This is a genomic window from Coriobacteriia bacterium (assembly GCA_013334745.1).
GTDB lineage: Bacteria > Actinomycetota > Coriobacteriia > Anaerosomatales > JAAXUF01 > JAAXWY01.
In genome coordinates, this window is sequence record JAAXWY010000014.1 from 14,799 (window position 1) to 37,262 (window position 22,464).

18 protein-coding genes are annotated in these 22,464 nt (G+C 66.6%); 9 read left to right on the forward strand and 9 right to left on the reverse strand.

Annotated elements, in window-relative coordinates; translation table 11 throughout:
- Positions 1-14: 14 nt before the first annotated feature.
- The 3 genes from purD to HGB10_05350 all read right to left on the reverse strand — a co-directional run bounded on the left by purD (position 15) and on the right by HGB10_05350 (position 4,343).
- Entirely contained in the window at positions 15-1,307 is a 1,293-nt protein-coding gene (purD, locus tag HGB10_05340; GenBank protein ID NTU71224.1) for a phosphoribosylamine--glycine ligase, read from the reverse strand.
- Positions 1,308-1,355: 48 nt separating this feature from the next.
- Positions 1,356-2,900, reverse strand: coding sequence for a hypothetical protein (locus tag HGB10_05345; protein ID NTU71225.1), 1,545 nt, complete (start codon positions 2,898-2,900; stop codon positions 1,356-1,358).
- Between the two features lie 153 nt (positions 2,901-3,053).
- Positions 3,054-4,343, reverse strand: a complete 1,290-nt coding sequence (locus HGB10_05350) for an adenylosuccinate synthase (GenBank protein NTU71226.1) — start codon at positions 4,341-4,343, stop codon at positions 3,054-3,056.
- Positions 4,344-4,577: 234 nt separating this feature from the next.
- Here HGB10_05350 and HGB10_05355 point away from each other — a divergent pair, with 234 nt between their 5' ends.
- The 8 genes from HGB10_05355 to HGB10_05390 all read left to right on the forward strand — a co-directional run bounded on the left by HGB10_05355 (position 4,578) and on the right by HGB10_05390 (position 12,403).
- Complete coding sequence (locus HGB10_05355; protein NTU71227.1) at positions 4,578-5,063, forward strand: PH domain-containing protein; 486 nt, start codon at positions 4,578-4,580, stop codon at positions 5,061-5,063.
- Positions 5,064-5,212: 149 nt separating this feature from the next.
- Positions 5,213-6,535 carry an HlyD family efflux transporter periplasmic adaptor subunit gene (locus HGB10_05360; protein ID NTU71228.1) on the forward strand — a complete coding sequence of 441 codons (1,323 nt, stop codon included), beginning with the start codon at positions 5,213-5,215 and terminating at the stop codon, positions 6,533-6,535.
- Positions 6,536-6,596: 61 nt separating this feature from the next.
- Positions 6,597-7,376: an efflux RND transporter periplasmic adaptor subunit gene (locus HGB10_05365; protein ID NTU71229.1), complete on the forward strand. Its 780-nt coding sequence runs from the start codon at positions 6,597-6,599 to the stop codon at positions 7,374-7,376.
- Positions 7,376-8,422 carry an ABC transporter ATP-binding protein gene (locus HGB10_05370; protein NTU71230.1) on the forward strand — a complete coding sequence of 349 codons (1,047 nt, stop codon included), beginning with the start codon at positions 7,376-7,378 and terminating at the stop codon, positions 8,420-8,422. The genes HGB10_05365 and HGB10_05370 overlap by 1 nt, the downstream gene beginning before the upstream one ends.
- Before the next feature lie 38 nt (positions 8,423-8,460).
- On the forward strand, positions 8,461-9,384 hold the full coding sequence (locus HGB10_05375) for an ABC transporter ATP-binding protein (GenBank protein ID NTU71231.1): 924 nt from the start codon (positions 8,461-8,463) through the stop codon (positions 9,382-9,384).
- Entirely contained in the window at positions 9,381-10,127 is a 747-nt protein-coding gene (locus HGB10_05380; protein ID NTU71232.1) for a TetR/AcrR family transcriptional regulator, read from the forward strand. Before HGB10_05375 ends, HGB10_05380 begins: the two co-directional genes overlap by 4 nt.
- 14 nt (positions 10,128-10,141) lie before the next feature.
- Positions 10,142-11,278 (forward strand): ABC transporter permease, encoded by a 1,137-nt coding sequence (locus HGB10_05385; GenBank protein ID NTU71233.1) that lies wholly within the window; start codon positions 10,142-10,144, stop codon positions 11,276-11,278.
- A gap of 3 nt (positions 11,279-11,281) precedes the next feature.
- The gene (locus tag HGB10_05390; protein ID NTU71234.1) at positions 11,282-12,403 is read left to right on the forward strand and encodes an ABC transporter permease; all 1,122 of its coding nucleotides are present in this window, start codon (positions 11,282-11,284) and stop codon (positions 12,401-12,403) included.
- Between the two features lie 36 nt (positions 12,404-12,439).
- Here HGB10_05390 and HGB10_05395 read toward each other — a convergent pair whose 3' ends face one another.
- The 4 genes from HGB10_05395 to HGB10_05410 form a co-directional block, all read right to left on the reverse strand.
- Positions 12,440-13,639 carry an MFS transporter gene (locus HGB10_05395; GenBank protein NTU71235.1) on the reverse strand — a complete coding sequence of 400 codons (1,200 nt, stop codon included), beginning with the start codon at positions 13,637-13,639 and terminating at the stop codon, positions 12,440-12,442.
- Positions 13,640-13,715: 76 nt separating this feature from the next.
- Positions 13,716-16,556, reverse strand: coding sequence for a YfhO family protein (locus tag HGB10_05400; protein ID NTU71236.1), 2,841 nt, complete (start codon positions 16,554-16,556; stop codon positions 13,716-13,718).
- Between the two features lie 72 nt (positions 16,557-16,628).
- Positions 16,629-18,305, reverse strand: a complete 1,677-nt coding sequence (locus tag HGB10_05405; protein ID NTU71237.1) for a hypothetical protein — start codon at positions 18,303-18,305, stop codon at positions 16,629-16,631.
- A complete protein-coding gene (locus HGB10_05410) occupies positions 18,302-19,687 on the reverse strand; it encodes an FAD-binding protein (protein ID NTU71238.1) in 1,386 nt (461 codons plus the stop codon). The genes HGB10_05405 and HGB10_05410 overlap by 4 nt, the downstream gene beginning before the upstream one ends.
- 137 nt (positions 19,688-19,824) lie before the next feature.
- Here HGB10_05410 and HGB10_05415 point away from each other — a divergent pair, with 137 nt between their 5' ends.
- On the forward strand, positions 19,825-20,091 hold the full coding sequence (locus tag HGB10_05415) for a glutaredoxin family protein (GenBank protein ID NTU71239.1): 267 nt from the start codon (positions 19,825-19,827) through the stop codon (positions 20,089-20,091).
- On the opposite strand, the gene dnaB is transcribed toward HGB10_05415, so the two are convergent.
- Both dnaB and HGB10_05425 read right to left on the reverse strand, forming a co-directional pair.
- On the reverse strand, positions 20,088-21,473 hold the full coding sequence (gene dnaB / locus HGB10_05420; protein NTU71240.1) for a replicative DNA helicase: 1,386 nt from the start codon (positions 21,471-21,473) through the stop codon (positions 20,088-20,090). The genes HGB10_05415 and dnaB overlap by 4 nt on opposite strands.
- A gap of 314 nt (positions 21,474-21,787) precedes the next feature.
- Positions 21,788-22,417: a 50S ribosomal protein L9 gene (locus HGB10_05425; protein ID NTU71241.1), complete on the reverse strand. Its 630-nt coding sequence runs from the start codon at positions 22,415-22,417 to the stop codon at positions 21,788-21,790.
- Between the last annotated feature and the right edge of the window lie 47 nt (positions 22,418-22,464).

Here is a 22,464-nt window from a genome sequence, read left to right on the forward strand (position 1 = left end):
GTGTCGAGCGGTGGCTAGGAACCGGGCTGCGTCGCCGCAAGTGCCCGGTGCGCGATGTCATTGCGGAAGTATGCACCTTCGAAAGAGATTCGACTCACGGCGTCGTATGCCTTCTCGATGGCGCTCTTGTAGTCCGAGCCGAACGCGGTCACGTTGAGCACGCGTCCACCAGCGGTGAGCACGGTACCGTCATCAGCGAGCTTCGTGCCTGCATGGTAGACGAGCACGCCGGGAAGCGCAGCCGCATCGGCGATGCCGGTGATCGGCTTGCCCGACTCGTAGTCGCCGGGGTAGCCGCCGGAGGCCATAACGACCGATACCACGACGTCGTCGCTCCATTCGAGCTCACCGAGCGAAGCGAGCTCGCCGGTGGCGTTGGCGTAGAGCACCTCGGCGAGGTCGGTCTTGAGGCGAGGAAGGAGCACCTGCGTCTCGGGATCGCCGAAGCGGGTGTTGTACTCGAGCACCTTGGGGCCATCGGCGGTCAGGATGAAGCCGCCGTACAGCACGCCGCGAAAGTCGATGTTCGCATCGGCCAGCGCGTTGGCGGTGCGCTGCATGATCGCGGTCATCATCGCGAGGTCGGTCTCGGGAACAGCCGGGACCGGTGAGTAGACGCCCATGCCGCCGGTGTTGGGGCCGGTGTCGCCATCGCCCACGCGCTTGTGGTCCTGCGCCGACGCCATCGGCAACACGGTGCGACCGTCGACGAATGCGAGCAGCGAGACCTCGGGGCCTTCGAGGTACTCCTCGATGACGACGAGCGCGCCCGCGTCGCCGAAGCGACCATCGAAGCACTCCTCGACCGCGGCACGAGCCTCGTCGAGCGAGGTGGCAACGGTGACGCCCTTGCCGGCGGCCAGGCCATCGGCCTTCACGACAACAGGGGCACCGACGCCTTCGAGATACGCCAGCGCGGGCCCGCGCTCCGAGAACGTCTCGGCGGTGGCGGTGGGAATCGCACTTCGCTGCATGATGTCCTTGGAAAACGACTTCGAGCCTTCGAGGCGAGCGCCCGCGGCACCGGGGCCGAACGCCGGGATGCCGGCTTCACGCAGCTCGTCGGCGAGCCCCGCCACGAGCGGGACTTCGGGACCGATGACGGCGAGGTCGATGGCGTTCTCGCGCGCGAACGCGATGACGGCGTCAGCATCGGTGGTGTCGAGAGCGACGTTGACCGCACCTCGCTCCCCCGCCGTGCCACCGTTACCGGGTGCGGCGAAGATCGCCTCTACGCGAGGCGAGCCGGCGAGCGAGTGAACGATCGCGTGCTCGCGTCCGCCGGAACCGATGACAAGGACGCGCATACTGACCACCTTCTGTGTGACGACGGCTTGGCGGCGGACCGCCTGCGACTAGACCTTCGAGGTCGACGTCTGCTGCGACACCGCGAACTTGGGGGTGACGCGGTAGCCGAGCGGGATGCCGAACATCAGGCGAGTCTGCGCCTCGAGTGCCGGCAGCGTACCCAGATAGAAGCCGATGAGCGGCAGCAGCGGCCACAGCAGCGCGATCTCAAGTGCGATGCGGCCCCTCGAGAGGCCATCGGGCGGCGGGCAGCGCCACAGCTCGAAGACTATCGTCGCGGCCATCGACAGGCCACCGAGCGTGAACATCGCACGCAGGAGGGTGATGTTGTTGGCGATCGACGCGTGCCAGCCCAAGTCGTACCAGTGCAGGCGCGTGTAGTAGGCCATGAGCAGGTACACGCTCACGAGGATGAACCACATCGCGACGCGCATGACATGGTCGTGAAGCACCTGGCCGAAGCGGAACAGCGTCGAGGAGCGCATCGAGCTGCGGCGCTCAGTGAGCTGACCCACGATGTAGCCGACGTCCTCGGCACCCCAGGCGTGACGCTTGACCTGGTGGAAGCGGTTGACCATGGCGTCCTTGAAGCCCTCGCCGTCGGTCGCATCAGACAGCGTGGGCAGGAAGATCGCCTGGGTCGAGATCTCCTCGCCGGTCTCGAACAGACAGTTGAGGTAGGAGTGCCAGTCCTCTGGGATCACAGCCGGGTCCCACCAACCGCAGCGCTCGGCGAGATTGAGCGAGAGTGTGTAGGTCGAGATGGGGAGCGGATCGTAGTGCGGGTTCGCGAGCTCGGCCACCTGCACCGCGTGCGAGAGCCACGTGGTGAAGCGGATGGGCGCCGGAACCTGCCAGATGTTGTTGTAGTAGAAGAGCGGCGCCTGCCAGAAACGCAGGTGGCGCTGCTCGTCTGATGCGAAGTGGCCCGCGACCGCCGAGAAGTACGCGGGGTTGATGAGCGAGTCGGCGTCACACGAGGTGATGGTGCAGTGGTCCGGGTTCAGGCCCAGCTCGTCGACCGCCTTGCGGACCTTCTTCGCGGCCCACGCCTCGTTCGAGGACTTGCCGGGCTCCTCGCCGGGGATGTTGCCGGGGTGCACGCTCACGAGAACGTGGCGGAACTTATCGGCATACTCCGCGGCAAGGGCCTCGCCCTTCGCACGGGAGTCGGGCTCGCGCTCCTCCATGCCGAGGACGGGGATGATGCGCTCGCTGGCGCGGTGCTGCACGGCGAGCGCGTCGAGGGTGCGGCGCAGGATCTCGTCGGGCTCCTTGTAGTTGGGGACCACGACGATGTGCGTGACCTCGGACGGCGCGAAGCCGAACGGCCCCACCTCGTCCTCGCCCAACGTCCAGTCGCGAGCACGCGCACGAGCCGAGAGCTTCTCGCCGTAGATGGCGAACCCGAAGGTCGTGAGCATGCGGATCATGAAGTACGCGATGACGACGGTCGCGATGACCAGCCAGATGCGCGGGAAGAAGAGCGCTCCCAGAATCGTGAAGGCGATGGATGCCCACGAAAGCGCGCCCGGCAGCGCGTGACCAAAATTGCGACGCTGACCAGCAGCGATGTCTACCTGATTCGACACATTATCTCCCTGCGACAAACGGAGCCCCTCGAAAACACTTCACGGTATTGTACTAGGCTCGGCCACTTCGCGCCTCTGCGAGGCGTCCACCGTTACCTGCCCGAATAATGGGATTCACACACGCATTCGGTGCGCGGCGCCCGGTTATGCACCCTACGGACGGAACTCCCAGCGGCGGAAGATCGTCTGCTCGCGGCTCGGACCGACGGCGATCATCGCGACCGGCACCTCGGCGAGATCCTCGATGAAGGCGATGTAGTCGCGCGCTTCCTTGGGGAGTTCCTCGAAGGTGCGGCAGTTGGTGATGTCGGTTCCCCAGCCGGGAAGCTCCTCGTAGATGGGCTTGGCGTGGTGGAAGACCGTCTGGTGGCACGGCAGGTTGTTGTAGCGCTTGCCCTCGTGCTCGTAGGCGACACACACCTTGATGGTGTCGACGGCGGAGAGCACGTCGAGCTTGGTGATGACGAGGTCGGTGAGGCCGTTGACCTGCACCGCGTAGCGCGCGATGACCGCGTCGTACCAGCCGCAACGGCGCTGACGGCCGGTGGTGGTGCCCCACTCGCCGCCAACCTTCTGCAGCAGCTCGCCGGTCTCGTCGAACAGCTCGGTCGGGAACGGACCCGAGCCGACGCGGGTGATGTAGGCCTTCGCGATGCCGAGCACGCGGTCGATCGAACGCGGCCCGACGCCGGCACCGGTGCACGCGCCACCGGCGGTACATGGCGAGCTCGTCACGAACGGGTAGGTGCCGTGGTCGATGTCGAGCAACGTGCCCTGCGCGCCCTCGAAGAAGACGTACTGATCGGCGGCGAGTGCCTTGTTGATGACCGTCGAGGTGTCGGCGATGTGCGGCTTGATGCGCTCCGCGTACTGCATGTACTCCTCAGCGATCTGGTCGACCGTGTAGGTGTCCATGCCGTAGAGCTTCTCGAGGATATCGTTCTTCTCGAGCAGCGCAGCTTCGAGCTTCTTGCGGAAGATGTGCTCGTCGGTGAGGTCCTGGACGCGCAGTCCGAGGCGCGATGCCTTGTCCTGGTACGCGGGACCGATGCCGCGGCGTGTGGTTCCGATCTCGTTGCCGCCGAGACGCTTCTCGGACGCGCCATCGAGGTCGCGGTGGTACGGCATGATGAGGTGCGCATTGCAGCTGATGAGGAGACGGTGGGTGGAGAGGCCGTCGGCCTCAAGCGTGTCCATCTCCTCGAGCAGCACCTTGGGGTCGATGACGACTCCATTGCCGATGACCGGCGTGATGTGCGGATACATGATCCCCGACGGGATCAGGTGCAACTTGAGCGTGCGACCACCATGGATGATCGTGTGCCCTGCGTTGTTGCCACCCTGATAGCGGACGACGTAATCCATGTCGTCGGCGAGGAGGTCGGTGATCTTGCCCTTACCTTCGTCGCCCCACTGGGCGCCGACGAGGACGATTCCGGCCATGTGAAACTCCTTGAGAGGTTCGGCCCCGCGGATCACTTCTACCGCTCCCGGGCCGGGCGACTCCACCCCAGCGGAGTGCGCCGAGATAGTATGCCTTACGCGCGCGAATGAGGGAAGCGGGGGCGAGATGCGCCCGTACACGCGACGCCACTTGCCACGTGGCGCGAGCAGCACCACCATGGACACGAGGGCGCAGCCGTCGCGGTTGCGGCGGATTCGACGGGGAGGCCGGAGATGTCCTACATCGAGAAGGAACTGACGTCGGGCGAGCAGATCATTCTGCTCGGGCATGTGAGCTGGTGGACGATCGTGCCGCGTACGCTGTTGGCGCTCGCCGTGCTCATTGTCGCCGCGGTGACGGCCGGAATGCTCTCGGCTCTTGGCGCGCCGCTGTTCTGGATGATCGCGCTGCCGCTCACCGTCCTCGTGTGGCTGCTGCTCGTCGCTCAGATCATCATGCGCATCATCACCACCGAGATCGCGATCACCGACCGCCGCGTCATGTCCAAGACCGGCTTCCTCTCCACCGAGGTCAAGGTCACGCCGCTGGACAAGGTCAACAACGTCAACGTGACGCAGACGCTATTCGGCAACATGCTCAACTACGGCGACATCGAGGTCACCACCGCCACCGCCGATGAGAACGACAACCACCTCATCAAGGCGCTCGCGCATGCGGACCAGTTCCGCAACACGCTCACGGAGATCTCGCAGCACTAGCACGAGGCGGAAACATCCGTCACCGCGGTTATCACTCAGTAGGGCTTTACAGGTTTCGTTGTCAGGCGTAGGTTAGTGAGCGATAACTACGCCGACAGGAGCCCGCTCGTGCCGCTCGCCCACCCCATAGCGTCCTCCGGATGCGCCCGATGAACCGCTCGGGCCGCATCGTCGCGATTCTCGCCATCATCGCCGTCGTGGTGGCCGGCGGCGTTTCGTGGGCGCGAGCGAGCAAGGCAGCTCCGACAAACCGCCTCGTCGTCGCGGGCAACGCGCGTGCCGATATCCGCACGATCAGCGCCCCGGCACTCACCTACACCGTGCCCGACTACACAGTCGGGATCCCCAAGCCCGCGGGCAGCAATCCTGCGGCGATGGGTACCGGCTCCAAGCGAAGCGCGCCGAGCACCGCGGCCCGCAGCAGCCAGCCGGTCGTCTCGGGGAGGCTCACGAAGGTGTTGGTGCGCGAGGGCGACCATGTGGATGCCGGCCAAGTCGTCGCCGAATTCGACACCGCCCTGCTCGATCTTGGCGTGGACGCGGCCGAGGCCGCTGCGCGCAAGTCTCGCACCGACGTCTCGGTCATCGACGGCAACCTCGACGACCTCGATACCGCGAGCGGCAAGCTCGCCGACGCGCGCACCAAGATGGCGACGGCGAAGGCGAGCCTGCTCAAGGCGCGCTCCACACTCACCAAGGCACGGGCGACGCTGCTCTCCCAGCGAGCGAAGCTGCGCGCAGCCAAGGCGCAGCGCCCGCAACTCGAGGCAGCGCTCGCCGCGCTCAAGGCGCAGGCCGCGACGTTCCCGCCCGGCTCGGTTCCGCCGGCGCTGCAGGCCAAGATCGCCGACCTCACCAAGTTGCTCGCCTCCATCGACCCCGGTCTTGCGGCGATCGCCAAGGGGCTCGCCAAGGTCGACACCAACCTCGCGAAGGTCGAGAAGGGGCTCGCTTCGCTGCCGGCGGCCTCGGCCAAGCTGTCGAGCGCCGAAGCCAAGCTCGACGACGCTAGAACGATGCTCGGTAACGCCAAGGACGTGCTCGGCATCGTCGCCGACGGCCAGAGCATCGGCGTGCAGCTCGCGAAGGCGCGCCTCGCGCAGGCGACCGTTCGCGCACCGTACGCGGGGACGGTCACGTTCGCGCGCCGAAGCAACACCGTCGCGATGGTGGGCGCGCCGCTCGTGCGCGTGGCGGCCGACGGCGTGCAGCGCGTCGACACCTACCTCACCGCCGATCAGGTCGCGCGCGTCACGATCGGCTCGGAAGCCGACGTCACCTACGACTCGGCGCCCGGAACGACACTGCACGGCGCTGTGGCGACGATCAGCTCGGCATACGTGTTTCCGCCCACGAGCTTCCCCACCCAGATCGTGCACATGACACGCGCGGTCAAGGTCACGATCGAGCTCGACGAAGGCGATACCGCGCCGCCCGGCACCCCGGTCGACGTATCGATCCACACGGACTAGGACCGCTCTATCGCCGCGGCTGCGGCACACGGATTCTCGGCAGAACAGGAGCGTTGAGGACATGAGCAAGCGCATTCTCGCGATCGTGCTGGTGGTGGCGATACTCGCCGGTGCCGGCTGGTGGGCATGGACCACCTACGGCCCCAACGGCAGCGAAGCGACCGCCGGCGCGCTCGGCGGAAGCGGCACGATCGAAGCCGATCAGGTCGCCGTGACGCCGCAGGTGAGCGGCCGCGTCATCGTGGCGCCAGCGCAAGAGGGCGTGGCGGTGAAGAAGGGCGACGTGCTCTACAAGCTCGACCCCTCGCTGCTCAAGCTCGCCGTCGACCAGGCCACGGCGGGTGTCTCGGCGGCCAAGGCCAACTACAAGGCAGTGAAGAAGGACGACGCTTCGACGAAGGCCGAGATCGCCTCGGCGAAGGCCCAGTGGGATCAGGCCGTCGCCGCTCAGAAGATGGCGCGCGTGCAGCTGGGCTTCGCGACGATCGCCTCTCCCATCGACGGCATCGTCACCAACCTCGCGGTGCGCGCCGGCGAGAACGGCACGCCCGGCAACACGTTGGCAATCGTGAGCGACGTCGCGAACCTCTCCGTGACGATCTACGTGCCCGAGAACCGCATCGGCGAGGTGAAGGTGGGTCAGGCCGGCACGATCTCGACCGACTCGACCAAGGAGTACGCGGGCAAGGTCACGTTCGTCTCCCCGCAGGCCGAGTTCACGCCCTCGTCGATCGAGACGAAGGACCAGCGCGTCAAGCTCGTCTACCAGGTCAAGCTCGCTGTGACCGACGCGGACGCCGCGCTCAAGCAGGGCATGCCCGCCGACGTGGTGCTGCGCTAGTGAGCGACGCGCCCAACAGCAGCACCGGCGGCGATCGCGGGATGGCGGCGCGCGATGCGAGCAGCGCCTCTTCCGAGCTCGCTATCGATGCGCGCGAGCTCGCGAAAGAGTTTCGTGCGCTTCGGGCGGTCGACGGCGTGACGCTGTCGGTGCCGCGTGGCCAGGTGTTCGGGCTCGTGGGCCCGGACGGCGCCGGCAAGTCCACGCTCATCCGCATGCTGGCGACGGTGCTCACGCCGAGTTCCGGCGACGCCTTCGTCTTCGGCAACTCCGTCGTGAGCGATCCGCACGCGGTCAAGCCGCGCATCGGCTACATGTCTCAGGCGTTCTCGCTGTACGGCGATCTGACCGTCGCCGAGAACCTGCGCTTCTTCGCGGAGCTTCGCGGTGTGCCGCGCGAGCACCTCGCCGAGAGAAGCGAGAAGCTGCTCGAGTTCTCGGGACTGACCGAGTTCAAGAAGCGCCAGGCGCAGTACCTCTCGGGAGGTATGAAGCAGAAGCTCGCACTCGCGGCCACGCTCATCTCCGAGCCGGACCTACTCTTCCTCGACGAGCCGACCACCGGTGTCGACCCGGTGTCGCGGCGCGAGTTCTGGCGCATCATCAGCGACCTGCATCGACAGGGCATCACCGTGTTCGTCGCGACGCCGTACATGGACGAGGCCGACCGCTGCAACGAGATCGCGTTCATGACGCAAGGGCGCATCATCCTGCGCGACACCCCAGCGGGAATGAAGCGGCGCGTTCCGGGTCGCGTCATCGAGGTCTCGTTCGAGAGCGGCTACCGCGAGGCGATGCCCGCACTGCGGGCGCTGCCGTACGTGCGAAGCGTCGAGGTCTCCGGCGATCACTTGCGCGTGCTCGTCGACCGCGAGATGGCCGAGTGCGAGTCGTGCCTCGCCGATGCGCTGTCGGCCGCCGAGTTCTCGGCGACGCGCATCAAGCCGATCGCCACCGACCTCGAGGTCGCGTTCGCGACGCTGATCCCGTCGGCGGATGCGCCGCTCGCGCAGCACGACCCCGCCGAGCTGGAGGTGCGCTCGTGAGCCACAACGACGACACGCGCGCAGCCGACTTCAACGCGATCGCGGTCTCGGGACTGCGCAAGACATTCGGGGAGTTCGTCGCGGTCGACAGCATCGACTTCACGGTCAAGCCGGGCGAGATCTTCGGGTTCCTCGGCCCCAACGGCTCGGGCAAGTCGACGACGATCCGCATGCTGTGCGGCGTGGTCGAGCCGAGCGGCGGAAGCGCGACGGTCATGGGCTACGACGTGGTGCGCGAGGCGGCCAAGGTGCGCGAGAGCATCGGCTACATGTCGCAGAAGTTCTCGCTGTTCGAGGACCTGACGGTCGATGAGAACCTCAAGTTCTACGGCGGCATCTACGGCCTCGACGGCGAGACGTTTCTGAAGCGCCGCAGCTACATCCTGCGCATGGCCGACCTCGAGGGGCGTGAGGACGAGCTGACCGCGAACCTCTCGGTAGGCTGGAAGCAGCGCCTCGCGCTGGGCTGCGCGACCATCCACGAACCGCGGCTGCTCTTCCTCGACGAACCGACCTCCGGCGTCGACCCCAACGCGCGCCGGCAGTTCTGGGAGCTGCTCAACGAGCTCGCCAACGACGGCGTGACGCTCTTTGTGACGACGCACTACATGGACGAGGCGACGCACTGTAACCGCCTCGCGTTCATCTACCGCGGCACGATCATCGCCGAGGGCACGCCGCGGCAGATCAAGGCGTCGCTTGCCGCCGATACGATCCTGCAGCTCGAGGTCGCCGACGGCGAGACTGCGCTCTCGGCGCTGCTCACCCACCCCCTCGTCACCGAGGCCTACATGCAGGGCGCGCTCGTGAACGTGAACCTCGGGACCCACACCGCCGAGGAGGCCGACCTCGCCGGTTTCCTCGCCGAAAGCGGCATCGAGACGCTCAACATCGCGCCGGTCGAGCCGACGCTCGAAGACGCGTTCGTCCATCTCGTCGGAGAGCAGGGAGGCCGAGCATGATGGCCCGATCCACGTCCCCCGTACCCGCACCGACCGCGCGCTACTTCGCCGAGTTCGTCGAAGGCCGCCGAGGCGAGATCCTCGATGCGGCTCTCGCGGTGTTCGGCGAAAGCGGCTACGACGCGGGCACCATGCGCGAGATCGCGCGACGAGTCGGCGTGACCGAGCCGGCGCTCTACCGCCACTACAACGGCAAGGAGTCGATCCTCGCCGACATCGTCGCGACGGCCGGCGACCGGATCATCGGCGAGATGCGCGCAGCGCTCGCGACCGTCTCGGGCGACAACATGATTCCGATGCTGCGCCGCCTCATCGCGATGCGTCGCGAGAGCCTCGCAGCACCCGCCACCGGCAGCGGTGGCGTGGTGACCGCGCGGCGTGGTGCAGACGCGCAAGCGGGTGCGGCCACCGAGCCGACGATGCAGGCCGGGGTGGGCGCGGTCATCAGCGTGCTGCTGCATGCCGCGCCGCATAACGCGAAAGTCGTGGCGCTTCTCCAGCAGCACCTCGCGTTTCCGATGGTGCAGATCGCGCGCGGCATCATCCCGCGCATCGACGAGCAGTTCGGCATCGTGCGCACCCCCGAGGACCTCGACGGCAAGGTGCGCGTGTTCATGAGCCTGCTGATGGGCTATTTCACGACGTCGCTCGTACTCCAGGCGCCACCCAACGACGACGCCATCGTCGACGCCCTGCTCGCGATCATGCAGTGGCGCAACGACGCAACCGGCCAGCCGGCCTGACGATAGGGACCCTCGTGCAGCAAACAGTCCAACGCATAGTGGCCATCGCCCGCAAGGAGTTCGTGCACATCGCACGCGACTGGCGGATGATCGTCGCCGTTCTCATCATGCCGCTGCTCCAGCTGCTGCTGTTCGCCTACGCGATCAGCTTCGACGTCCGCAACGTGCCCACCGTGGTCTTCGACGCCGACAACACCGCAGCCAGCCGAGACTACATCGCCGCCGCATCCAACACCGGCTTCTTCGATGTCGTCGGCACCGTCTCAAGCGCTGCCGAGATCGACCAGGCATTCGACCGTGGCGTCGCGCGAGTCGTGATCGTCGTCGAGAAGGGCTTCGGCACCGCACTCGCGCAGGCGCGCACCGCGAACGCCACGGTGCTGGTCGATGGCAGCGAACCCAACTCCGCGCAGCTCGGGCGTTCGTACGCCATCGCGCTCAACACCGTCTACGGCAACCAGGTGCTCTCCCGCTGGGCTTCGGCGCGCGGTAGCACGCTCTCGGTCGGGCGGGCGGAGGCGCGGCTGCGCACCTGGTACAACCCGGAACGCAGCAGCGCGGACTTCCTCATCCCCGGTCTCATGGTGGTCATCATCATGATCGTGACGGTGCAGCAGACCGCGGTCACGCTGGTTCGCGAGCGCGACGCCGGCACGCTCGAGCAGCTGGTGGTCTCCCCGCTTCGCCAGGGCGAGCTGATCGTGGGCAAGGTGATGCCGTGGGCGATCCTGGGCTTCGCCGACACTGTCATGATCACCGCCGTCTCGCTCGCCGTCTTCCACGTCCCGTTGCGCGGTGACGTCTCGGTGCTCGTCGTCTCGATGTTCCTGTTCGTGCTGTGCTGTCTCGCAATCGGCCTCGTCATCTCGGCGGTCGCCCCGAGCATCGAGTCCGCGAACATGATCGGGCTGATGATCTCGTTCCTGCCGGGCTTCATGCTCTCCGGGATGGCGTTTCCGCTCGCCTCGGTGCCGCCGTTCCTGCAGTTCATCAGCTACCTGTTCCCAGGACGCTACATGACCGATATCGCGCGGGGCGTGTTCCTGCGCGGAGCCGGATGGGACGTGCTCACCGGGCTGGTGCTGTCGCTCGCCGTCTACGCAGTCGTGGGCCTCACGCTGGCAACCGTGCTCAACCGAAAGCAGGCCTAGCCGATGAACTGGAGACGTTACCGACTCATCGTCTGGAAGGAACTGCGCCAGTTCCGACGCGACCCGCTGCTGCTGAGGATCGTGTTCATCATGCCGATCCTCCAGCTCATCATGTTCGGCTACGTGGTCGGCGCCGACGTCACCAACGTCAAGACCGCCGTGGTCGACCACGACAAGACCGCGACGTCACGCGAGCTCGTGCGCGCATTCGAGAGCAGCAACTACTTCACGATCGTCTCGCGCCCCGATCGCGAGGCCGACCTCAAGCCGCTGCTGGATAGCACGACCGCGCAGGTCGCCATCGTCATCGATGCCGGGACCGAAGCAGCGCTCACCGCCGGGCGTACGGTGCCGGTGGGTATCGTCGTGGACGGCGCCGACAGCAAGACCGCCTCGGTGGCAAGCAGCTACGCGGCCCAGACCATCGCGGAGTTCAACGACCGCCGCCTCGCGCTGCAGATGGCGCGGGTCAAGGGACCCAAGCTCGACTCGCGCGTGCGCGTGGTGTTCAACCCGTCGATGAAGGCGGTCAACGCGATGATCCCCGGGCTCATCGCCACGGTGCTCATGATCTCGGTAATGTCGATCATGAGCCAAGCCGTCGTGCGCGAACGGGCGCGCGGCACGCTCGAGCAAATGATGGTCACGCCGCTCACGCGCGGCGAGTACCTCCTCGGCAAGATCACGCCCTACGTGGGAATCGCGATCGTGCAGATGTCGTTCGTCGCGGCGATCGGGCGATTCTGGTTCCAGGTGCCGTTCAACGGCAACATCGTCACCGTCGCGGTCGGGCTCGGCATCTTCACGTTTACGTCGATCGGCATGGGGCTGCTCGTGTCGCTCGTGTCCAAGACGCAGCAGCAGGCGCAGCAGATGACGATGTTCGTGCTGCTGCCGTCGATGGTTCTCTCGGGCTTCATGTTCCCGATCGAGTCGATGCCGGCCAACGTCGTCCCGCTGACGTACTTCATCCCGCTGCGCTACGCGCTCGTGGTGTTGCGCGCGAGCTTCCTTAAGGGCGCGACCATCCCGGACCTCGTGGTGCCGCTCGGCGCGATGGTCGCGTTCAGCGTGCTGATCTTCGGCATCGCGATAACGCGCTTCTCACGCACCCTCGGGGAGTAGCCCGACACGAGTGGTCGCACATCGCGGGCTGTCGCGCTACGCTTCGCGCAACGGGCGGCTGAGCCAGCCGATACCGGCGGCAAGGATCGCCGCAAAGCCGATGATGACGATGAGTGTCTCGATTCGGATGCCGTCGGCGACGGCGCCCGCGAGCACGATGCCGAGCACCATCGAGATGCGAGTCGCAGTCGTGTTCGCAGCCATCACCCGGCCGCGCACGCTCGCGTCGGAACGCGTCTGGAACAGAGTGATCGCCGGGATGAAGAAGAACATGTTCGCGATGCCCGCGGTCACGAGCAGCGCCATCGCGGCCCAGATGCTGTCCGCGAGCGCCACGAGCGAGAACACGAACCCGAACATCGTCATGCCGGCGAGGAACTTCGCGCCTGCTCGGCCGGGACCGAGCCGGCCCACGATCATCGCGCCCGCGAGCATGCCCACCGCGCTCGCCCCATCGAGCATCGCGAGCCCGGGCGCACCCATGTCGTAGCGTTCGAGTGCGAGCGCGTAGCACACGGCGATCGACGCCGAGGCGAACATCGCGCTGGTCACGTACACACCCGAAAGCGGCCGCAGGACCTCACTCGCCCAGATTGCGCGCACGCCACCGAGCGTCTCGGAGATGAAGTCGGTCTCCTGCGCGGGAAACGGCAATGGCTTCTGCCGATACTGGATCAATGAGATCGAGATCGCCGAGACGACGAAGGTCGCGGCGTCGATCGAGAACGCCCAGCGGTAGCCGATCGACGCGACGATGACCGCACCGAGTCCGAGGCCGGCGAGTTCCGCGATCGCCTCGGAGGCGTTGTCGAGGGAGTTGGCGGCCATCAGGTCGTCGGTGCCCACGATGTCGGGGATGAGCGCGCGCTTGGCGGGCACGAAGAACAGCGACACCGTCGATGCGAGGAACGCGAGCCCATACGCCCACCAGATGCCGTAGCCGACGACCCAGGGGATCGCCAGCACGATGACCGCACGCACGAGGTCGGCGGCCATCATCGTGGTGCGGCGGTCCCACCGGTCGATGTAGACGCCGGCTGGTAGGCCGAAGATCGCGGCAGGCAGCAGCGTCACACCCAGCATCACGCCCATCTGCAGCATCGAGCCCGTGAGCGCGTAGACCATCATCGCCATCGCGATGGTGTGTATCTTGTCCCCCACCACCGAGACGACCTGGCCGAGCCACAGCCGCCGGAAGTCGGCGATGCGGAGCGGAGCGAACACGTTGGACTGCAAGCCGGCTTCCCCCTTTCCCCGGGGTCATTCTGGCGGGTGAGGCGGCCACTGTCCAAGCGGCAAGGCCGGCGGAGCGTTACGCGAGCGGCCCCGCTGGGCCCGCGCCGGCGCGAGCGCGTCGACGTGCGAGTACGAGCAGGCCTGCACTGAGCGCAAGCGCGAACCCAAAGGACGCGACCCCGGCGGCGAACCAGGGTGTCGCATACCGCAGCTCGATCGCGTGCGTGCCAGCAGGCACGACAACACCCGTGAAGCCAGTGTTCGCGCGGTGGAGTGGTGCGGACTTGCCGTCGACAGTCGCAGTCCAGCCGGGCGCGTAGGGGATGCTCAGGAAGAGTAGCCCAGGCTTCGGCGAGTCCACCGTGCCGGTCACCCGGTTGTTGGTCACCTTGATGTCACGCATCGCGTTGGCCTTGAGCGCGGCGACCTTCTCGGCGTAACCGGCCATCGGCACGGCGAGCACCTTCATGCTCTCGAAGGTGATCTTCCCAGCCTGTCGGAACGTCACCGTCGCACTCGCGACGCCGGAACTGCTGTAGCCGAGGTTCACGAGTTGCGTGTGATCGCCCCAGAAGTACGGTGAGTCGTCCGTCTCCCAGCGCGCTTCCTTGTGCGGCCCGCCTGCGGTGTAAGCCGTCACCATCTGGCGAGGCGGCTCGAACGTGCGCTCAGCCTCGGCCAGCGATGCAGCCTGCTCGGGAGTGGGCCCGTTGGGGTAGAGATAGGGCGCCCAGTCGGCCGGCGAACTCGCGACGTTCTCGAAGTCCTTGATCTGCACGTAGAGCTCGGAGTCGGGCTGGGGAGCGAACGTGAGATGCACCCTGCCCAAGCCCACCGGTCGCACGATCGTGTTGCGCTCCATGTCCACGACGGCTCCGGTGGCCGTGACCGAGCACGGTACGTCGACCACGGTGATGCTGGGCGTGATGCTGGGCAGCCCGAGCGCGGAGGGGTCGTCGACGACCGCCGCATCGAGCATCGCCTGCTGGCGCGCCACGATCGGCAGTGCATCGAACTCCGCCTTGCCGAGCACGCCCTCGTAAACGAACCCGAGCGGCAGCGCGTGCTCGTTGCGATACAGGATGCTCTTGGCGGTCGTCTTGATCGGCGTGTAGCCGTACGGCGTGTACATCGCGAGTTTCGGCTTGGTGGTGTAGTACTTCACGGCGGTGACGGCGTTGAGGGCGGCGCGGTCGTCGAGGCCTTCCATTGAGAACGACGACCAGCCGGGCCGCACCTCGTTGTCGACGAGGAACCGTGTGAGGTTGCCGTTCATGATCGAGTAGTAGAAACCGGTCGAGTTCAGACCCTGCACGATCGCATCGTTGTAGAACAACGGCTCGCTCGCCTGCGTGCGGAAGAAGGAGTCGTCCTCGACGGTCATGCCGAGCGCCCCGGGGTTCTTGAGGTAGCTGTTGAGGACCTTGCCCTGGGGCAGGTTCTTCTGCAGGTTGTCACCCCAGCGCGTGTCGTGCGTGAACGCGGCGGCGGCGAAGATCCCGGCGACAAGCAGTCCGAGCACCAGCCAGCGCGAGAGGGGCTCGCTCCAGTCGCCGCGCGCGGAGGCCGACTGTGCATCGGGCTCGGCTGCAGGCTGCCCGGGCGAGGCCGCGGCGGCGCGCGTGCTGCGCACAGCCTCTACGGCGAAGACGCCCCACGACAGGAGCCCGATCGCGAACGGCACCACGAACTCGACCCGGACGTGGCCGACGATCGCGAACACGGCCGCCCACAGCACAAGGTACCCGCCGAGCATCGCAGCGAGCTGCTTGCGGGTGAACGGGCGCTCATCGGCGAGCAGAAGTCCTACCGCAAGCCCGATGAACAGCGCCCACTCGAAACTGAAGCGCCCACTGGGAAACGAGAAGCCGTTGTAGACCGAGCCCAAAGCGGGCACGGAGAGGAACACCGGGAACGCGACGAGCATCGCTTTGAGCGCGGTATTGCCTCGGCGGACGAACAGCGCCGGGATCAGCACGAAGACGAGGGGCGCGAAGCCGAGAACGGCGTAGTTCGCACCGCCCCTCGCGGAGACGAGCGCCACGATGTTGTGCCCGTATTCCTGCAGCGTCATGAGGATCTGCGGGTTGAACGGTACCTGTCGGCGAGCCGTGGTGAAGACCGCAGCGATGCTCGGGAACAGCACCGGTCCGGCGAGCAGCACACCCAGCAGCACGCTGCTGCCGACGCGCAGGCCCTCTGGGACGAGACGGCGCCAGCGCTCGGGCTTCGGCGTGATCTCGAAGTAGCGCGCGAGCACATAGAGGATGAGCGTAAGCGCCTCCATGTAGAAGAAGTAGAAGTTGCCCGCTGCCGACAGGAACACCGCAAGCACAAGCACCCAGTACCGCTTACCTTCGAGCGCGTACTCCGCGCCGAGCAGCATCAGGGGGAAGAGCGCGAGTGCGGTTGCGAAGATGGGGTGATGCACGCTGTAGAGCAGCGTGAACGCGGTGAATACGTAGACGAGGCTGCCAGCCAGCGCCGAGAAGCGCCGTGCGCCCATCTTGCGCAGATACATCGCGCTGAAGAGCCCGGCGCACAGCAGCCGCACTCCGTAGAGAACGAGGAACCCGAGCTCCATCGACTTCATCGGGAACGCGAGGGTGAGCGGGACAAAGGGGTCGCCCACCGCGTAGAACGACAGCGTGTTGATCGTATCGGCACCGAACCCGAGCTGCCAGGACCAGAACGGGAAGCCCTGCGCCGGGTTCTGGAGGAAGTCGCGCACGATCTGATTCCAGTAGTAGACCGTGGGGAAGTGCTGCGCGGCGCCATCGGGAACCCAGACCAGCGACTTGTCGTACAGCGCGAGGTACCGGAACGCGAGGACCATCACGAGCGAGAAGACCCCGCCACCGATGGCGAGATCGCGCAACGAGCGCTTCGGTTGTGAGGTGCGCGAGCCGTCTTCCATGCGATCCACTCTCGAGTGAGCCCGGCCGCTCGAACGGTCAGTGCGGCCCGCAACATGATACTTCTCGGGAGGCTACTCGCCGATTCGCCGGTAGTAGACGACGCCCGCTGCCGTGCTCTCGACTGCGCGATAGCGAGAGGCCACGAACTCGGGCAGCGAGCGCATGTAGGGCTGGATGAGGCCGATCTGTGTGTGAGTGGGCTGCGATACCCGAAGGTCATCGATTCTCGGACGCAGCTCGGTCATCGGCGTATCGGCTGGCACCGCCTTGTTGAAGCGCGGCCGCCGAGCCGAGTCGACGATGAGCGCCGGCGGATCGGCTTCGAGTTCGCGCATGAACTCGGCGAACTGCGCTTCGCTCTGGTAGCCGGGAGCGAGCAAGACATCGAGCGGGTGAGCGTACGGGCCTGCGGAGGCGCGACCCGTCTCGGTGAAGACGATCGGGTCCATGCCCCAGACGAGAACCGAGTCGGTCGGCTCGGTGTTGGCCTCGACGAACGCGATGATCTTGCGCTGCGCTGCGAGGCGCTTCGCCGGCTCGGTGCGAAGGATGGGCGGGAAGCCGTTGTGGCGGTCGAGGCGCGCCCGGAACTCGGGGACGGCCCACCACAGGCCGGTTGCGATGACGAGGCCGGCGAGCGCGAGCGCCGGCCACGATGAGCCTTCCTCGCCAAACAGCAGCCCAACGAGAGCGACGCACGGCACGAGCCACATCGAGTAGTAGTGCAGGTAACCGAGGCCGTTGACCGACGACGCCCCCACCTCGACGAGGATCCAGGCGACGAGGAATCCGCCCATCCACAGACGGGGCGCATCGAACGGCGGGCGTTTGCGCGTGACCCATCTCGTCCCGGCGAGACCGAGGCCGGCGAGGAGCGGTACCGCGATGAAGCGCAGCAGCGTGATGCCGTCGCCAACCGCCGATACGCTCGAGGCACGCTCGCCGCCGAAGCCGTTCTCGGTCATGTTGAAGCCGAAGCCGAACCACTGGTCCCACCACGCGCCGAGCGCGCCCCACGCCACGATCGGCCCCATCGAGATCACCACCGCGACAGCGAATCCGGCTGCCATGCGACCGAGCGCGTCGAGCGCGTCGCGAAGGGTCATTCGCTTCGCGAGCACGTGCGCCGCCACAAGAACGAACAGCGCCACCCACGCGCTCAGCAGGTTGATCTTCATCATCGCAGCGAGACCGGCGGCAAAGCCGGTCACCGGCAGGAGCCAGCGCCGCTCACGCCACTCATTGGCGACAAGCGCCCATCCCGCGGCCAGCGCCGTCGCGCACAACGGCAACGTCCAGAACTCCGGCGTGTTGCCGCCGACGATCGTGATGGCGACTCCGGGGACGAGCAGGGCTCCTGCGAGGAGTGTCGCCGGCAACGACGCGAACCTGCGCACCGTACGCAGCAGCACCCAGAGCGCCAGCGCGACGCTTCCAACTTCGAGCAGCCACAACCCGCTGTAGCTCCCCGGCGTCAGCAGGCGCCCGACGATGTTGACCGCGTACAGCGGCAGCCCCTTGTTCTCCCACAGCTGCAGGTACGGTATCCGCCCGCCGAGAATCCCGTCCGCGACGAAGATGTAGGCGGTCGAGTCGTAGCTGGGAAAGAGCGCTCCCGGATACACGTGCAGGGTCGCGGCGAGGGCGCCCAGGGCCGAGATCGCGGCAAAGAGCCAGGACTCCCAAGCCGAGCGATCCGGCGCCGATGGTTCGGCCGACGAGACAGCAGATGTCTCGGCAGACGTCACGCGGTTGCGCCGCCAAGCACGGAGCGTGCGGCCATGACGCCGCTCGCGCTCGCTTGGATGAGGCCGCGGGTGATGCCCGCGCCGTCACCGATCGCATAGAGCCCGGCGATCGACGTGCGCATCTGCGGGTCGACCTCGAGACGCGACGAGTAGAACTTCACTTCGACGCCGTAGAGCAACGTGCTCGGGCCGCTGATTCCGGGCGCGAGCGGCTCCATGGCCTCAAGGAATTCGATGATGTCGGTGAGGTGGCGGTACGGAAGCACAGCGGCGAGATCGCCCGGCGTCGCGTGCGCGAGCGTGGGCTCGGCAAGCGACTGGGCGATGCGTTCGGTCGTCGAGCGGCGGCCGGCCTTGAGGTCGGCGAGCCGCTGCACGAGGATGCCGTCGCCGAGCAGGTTCGCGAGCTTGGCGATGGAGCGGCCGTAGGTGATGGGGTCGCGGAACGGCTCGGTGAAGCGCTGGCTCACGAGCACCGCGAAGTTGGTGTACGGCGTCTTGGCCTCGGCGTAGCTGTGCCCGTTGACGGTGACGACGTCGCCGTAGCTCTCGGTGGTGACCTCGCCGTGCGGGTTCATGCAGAAGGTTCGCACCGTGTCGCCGAACGCCTTCGTGTGGTACACGAGTTTCGCCTCGTAGAGCGCGTCGGTCAGTCGCTCCATGACTGGCGCCGGGCATTCGACGCGAACGCCTATGTCGACGGCGTTGTTGACGAGCCCCAGGCCGAGCTCGTGGGCCTGCTCGGCGAGCCAGTCCGCGCCCTCGCGACCGGGCGCCGCGATGACGATGTCGGCGCTGACGACCTCGCCGTCAGCGAGCTCGACGCCGCTCACACGACCGTCAGCTGCGATGATGCGCGCGGCAGCGACCTCGGTGCGCACCGTCACGCCGACCGACTCGAGGTGGACGCGCATCGCGTCGAGGACCTCCGGCGAGCGATCGGTGCCCAGATGCCTGATGCGCATCGGGATGAGCTTCATCCCGGCGAGCGTCGCTTCGCGCTCGAGCGCGGTCGCCGTCGCCGGATCGGGGCCGTGAACGTCGGTCGTCGCGCCGAACTCCAGCCACAGTTGGTCGGCGTAGTCGACGAGCACCTCGAGCTCGGCCCGCGGCACGAAGTCGCCGAGCCAGCCGCCGACCTCCGTGGTCAGCGTGAGCTTGCCGTCCGAGAAGGCGCCGGCGCCGCCCCAGCCGGTCATGATGTCGCAGGTCTTGCAGCCGGTGCATGCCGTCCGCCGAGCCGGGCACCTACGCTTGGCGATCGCGTGGCCCTTCTCGACGACGAGAACGTCGGTCACGCCGCTTCTCGCGAGTTCGAGGGCGGCGAAGATCCCGGCGGGGCCGGCTCCGACGATGATGACGCGGTACTCAGGGGAAGACACTACTCAGCTCCTTCATCGCGCATCTCGCATGGTACGCGAGTGCGCGCAGGGTTTCAGGCCGTCGGTTATCATACCTGCGGCGTCAAGAGCGGCTGCCTAGCGGCCGCGCCGTGGATACGAAAGGTTACATAGCGCCGATGAACGGTCCTCCGAAGAGCCAACCGCGAATCGTCATCTACACGAGCCCCTCGTGTCATTGGTGCCGCGTCGCGAAGAGCTACCTCGACAACAAAGGACTCAGCTATCGCGAGGTCGACGTGATCAACGACGTGCGCGGGCGCAAGGAGATGGCCCGAATGACGGGTCAGTACGGCGTGCCGGTCATCCGCGTAGGAGACCGGGCGATGACCGGCTGGGACAAAGCCGAGTTCGAACGACTGCTCCGAGGCGGCGGGCGCCGCTAGGGCGTGGGCCCGGACGGTGGCTCAGTGAACTTGGTGAAGCGGTCGTTGAAGACGAGCGGCACGTTGCCGGTAGGTCCGTTACGGTGCTTGGCCACGATCAGCTCGGCCATGCCCTTCTGCGGACGCCCCTCTTCGTCTTCGGCCCGGGGGTCGGTGTTGCGGTCGATGAACATGACGACGTCTGCGTCCTGCTCGATGGCGCCCGATTCACGGAGGTCCGAAAGTTGCGGCCGCTTGCCCTGACGCTGCTCGACGCCACGCGAGAGCTGCGAGAGCGCGAGGATGGGGACATGGAGTTCTTTGCCCAGGATTTTGAGCCCTCGGCTGATCTCGGCGATCTCGGTCTGCCGGTTCTCCGAGCGACGACCCTGTGGCTGCATGAGCTGCAGGTAGTCGACGATGATGAGGCCCTTCTCCTTGTTGCGCAGCTGCCGGCGCGCCTTGGCGCGAACCTCAAGAATCGAGATCGATGGCGTGTCGTCCACCCAGAAGTCGAGCGCGGCGAGCTTGCCCATCGCGTTGTGGATCGCGTACCAGTCCGAGTCCTTGACGTAGCCGGTACGCACGTCCTGGAGATTGATGCGCGCCTCCGAGCAGAGCACACGCTGAACCAGCTGCTCGGCTGACATCTCGAGCGAGAAGATGGCGACCGAGGCGCCCTTCTTGGCGGCGTTCACGCCGATGTTGAGCGCAAGTGCCGTCTTGCCGACGGCAGGACGCGCACCGAGGATGCAGAGGTCGCCCGGGTGCAAGCCGGCAAGAAGCCGGTCGAGTTTGTCGAATCCGGTGTGCACGCCGGTGACGTGCTCCTTGCGCTCCGCGAGCTCCTCAAGCTGCTTGAAGGACTCGGTGAGCAGTCCCTTGATCTCCTTGAAGTTGCTCTGGACCCGCTTGTTGGTCACATCGAAGATCAGACGCTCGGCGTCCCCGACGACCTGGTCGAGGTCGTCGGGGGCGTCGTAACCAAGCGCGACGACACCGGTTCCGGCTCCGATGAGCTGGCGGAGCATCGAGTTGCGCTTGACGATCTCGGCGTAGCGGGGCCAGTTGGCGGCCGTCGGGACCACGCCGGTTACGTCGAGCAGGTAGGGCTTGCCACCCGCAGCCTCGAGCTCACCGCTCGACTCGAGACGGTCGGCGACGGAGAGGTGGTCGATGGGAATCGAGCGGTTGTGCAGGTCGGCCATGGCCGTGAAGATGCGGGCGTGCGCGGGCCGGTAGAAGTCCTCGGGCTGCAACTGCGTCAGTGCGCCTTCGACCGCGTCTAGCGAAAGGAACATGGTTCCGAGCACGGCTTGTTCCGCTTCAAGATTGTGTGGCGGCACGCGATCGAACCCGCCACTACTGCGGGGTGCTCGTTCGCGATCCAAGACGTCAGCCATGTCTCTCCTCCGCGCGCTCCGGGCGGCGCGTCCCCCACCGCGAGCGAGTCTCCAGCGGCGACCCGATGATAGACCAGAGCGCCGACATGAAATGCGGCTCCGGTGTCGGTGTCCACAGGGGTCCACCGCTCCCATCAGGGGCTTTGCACGTTATCCACCGTATCCACCGATTCACAACGATTTCGCCGGACGCGGGAGTCGGCGTGCGCCACCGGCACCCCGTCGCCTCGAGCGATCGCAGGTCCTAGACGCGACGATGCCGCCCCCGGCTTGCGCGGGGACGGCATCGTGAGTCGCGTGCTTGGTTGAAACCGCTACTCGGCGGTCTCCTCCTCGGCCTCGACCGTTTCGGCGACCTCATCGGTGGCCTCTTCGATCGCGACGTCAGCGGCGGCCTGCTCGGCGGTCTCCTCGACCACCTCGACCATCGCCTCGCCATCAGCGCTGACACCCTCGACCTCGACGACGACGGTCTCGGGAGCGGCAGCGATCACGCCACCCTCCGGCACGACGTTGACGGTGAGCTCAGCCTTCGTATCGCGATAGACAGCGATCTCGATGACGTGAGGACCCGCCTCCTTGATGGCGCCATGCGTCTCGATCTTGCGGCGGTCGACTTCGACGCCGAGCTGCTCGAGAATCGCAGCCTCGATGTGAGCATGGGTGACCGAGCCGAACAGACGGCCCTCCTCGCCCACCTTGGCCTCGATGGTGACGACCTTGCCATCGAGCTGGCCAGCGAGACCACTAGCCTCAGTGATGCGCTGGTCCTCGCGCTTCTGAATGTTGTGCATCCGAAGCTCGAGCTGCTTGAGGTTGCCCTTGGTCGCCTCCATGGCGATTTTGCGGGGCATGAGGTAGTTGACCGCGAAGCCGCGAGCGACCTCGATGACGTCGCCCTCGCCTCCGCGACCCTTCAGTTCCTGCAACAAGATGACCTTCATTGTTACTCCTTCATGTCGCCGGACTGCTTGCGCGTCCGGACGGCAAT